The 1,607-nt window shown below is 73.1% G+C and carries 2 protein-coding genes; one reads left to right on the forward strand and one right to left on the reverse strand.

Annotated features, from left to right (window positions below; genetic code table 11):
• Positions 1 to 290 (forward strand): sulfurtransferase TusA family protein (locus tag L1885_RS28135; protein ID WP_235799966.1); only part of this gene is annotated, 290 nt, incomplete at its 5' end.
• A gap of 39 nt (positions 291 to 329) precedes the next feature.
• Here the strand turns inward: L1885_RS28135 and L1885_RS28140 are convergent.
• On the reverse strand, positions 330 to 1,307 hold the full coding sequence (locus L1885_RS28140; RefSeq protein ID WP_235799967.1) for a carbohydrate kinase family protein: 978 nt from the start codon (positions 1,305 to 1,307) through the stop codon (positions 330 to 332).
• Positions 1,308 to 1,607: the final 300 nt, after the last annotated feature.

Here is a 1,607-nt window from a genome sequence, read left to right on the forward strand (position 1 = left end):
CGGGCGGAGGCGCGCGCGTGGCGCCGGAGGCCGGCGGCCCGGCGGCCGGGGCGCCGGGCCAGGAGCCGGGGACCGTCGTCGACGCGCTGGGCAGGCGGTGCCCGATCCCGGTGATCGAGCTGGCGAAGGTGTTCGGGCGGGTGCCCGTCGGCGGGATCGTCGCGGTGCTGTCGGACGACGAGGCCGCCCGTCTCGACATCCCCGCCTGGTGCGGGATGCGCGGGCAGGAGTACGTCGGCGAACGGCCGGCGGACCGCGGTGTCGCGTACCTGGTCCGCCGGCTGTCCTGAGCGGGACGCGCCGGGCGCGGGATCCGCGCCCGGGAGGCGTCAGAGGGCCAGGTGGCTCTGCACCTCGACGGCCGCGTCGTGCCCGTACGCCTTGGTGAAGCGCTCCATGAAGTGGTGGCGCGCCAGCGTGTACTCCTGGGTGCCGACCGTCTCGATGACCAGCGTCGCCAGCATGCAGCCGACCTGCGCGGCGCGCTCCATGGACACGCCCCAGGACAGGCCCGTGAGGAAGCCCGCGCGGAAGGCGTCGCCGACGCCGGTGGGGTCGGCCTTGGCCTCCTCCTGTGCGCAGCCGACCTCGACGGCGGGGTGGCCCGCCCGCTCCACGCGGGCGCCGTTCTTGCCGAGGGTCGTGATGCGGTGGCCGACGCGGCTGAGGATCTCGGCGTCGCTCCAGCCGGTCTTGGCCTCGATGAGGCCCTTCTCGTACTCGTTGGAGAAGAGGTACGTGGCGCCTTCGAGGAGGGCGCGGATGTCGTCGCCGTCCATGCGGGCGATCTGCTGCGAGAAGTCGGCGGCGAACGGGATCCCGCGCGTCCGGCACTCCTCGGTGTGGCGCAGCATCGCCTCCGGGTCGTCGGCACCGATCAGCACCAGGTCCAGGCCGCCCACGCGCTCGGCGACGTGCTGGATCTCGATCAGCCGGGCCTCGCTCATCGCGCCGGTGTAGAACGAGCCGATCTGGTTGTGGTCCTGGTCCGTGGTGCACACGAAGCGAGCGGTGTGCAGGTGGTCGGAGATATGGACGGATTCCGTGTCCACGCCGTGGCGCTCCAGCCAGCCGCGGTACTCGTCGAAGTCCTCCCCCGCGGCGCCGACCAGGATCGGCCGCAGGCCCAGCTGGCCCATGCCGAAGCAGATGTTCGGAGCGACACCGCCCCTGCGCACGTCAAGGTTGTCGACGAGGAAGGACAGGGAGACCGTGTGCAGCTGGTCGGCGACCAGCTGGTCCGAGAAGCGGCCGGGGAAGGTCATCAGGTGGTCGGTGGCGATGGAGCCGGAGACTGCGATTCGCACGGCGTGAACGCTCCTGGGGAGGCGAAGGGTTGTCACTTCACGCTACCGCCCCCGTCCGGGGGCGCGGCGGAGAGGACCTCGGGATGTGGCACGGAAACTACCCGAAAGTAGAGCTTTGCCCCGTGTGCGGGTGTACGTACCGTGGGCGCATGACGATTCACGAGGCGGGGCCGACGAGGACCGGCCGGGTCGGCATCGAGCCCGGCGCGGACCTGGCGGAGCTGCGGGGCGACTGCGCGCGCATGGCGCCGCGCTGGCGGACGCGCCCCGCCGCCCCGGCGGGCGCGCCGGCCGGGCCGG

The sequence above is a fragment of the Streptomyces fuscigenes genome (assembly GCF_021556455.1).
GTDB lineage: Bacteria > Actinomycetota > Actinomycetes > Streptomycetales > Streptomycetaceae > Streptomyces > Streptomyces fuscigenes.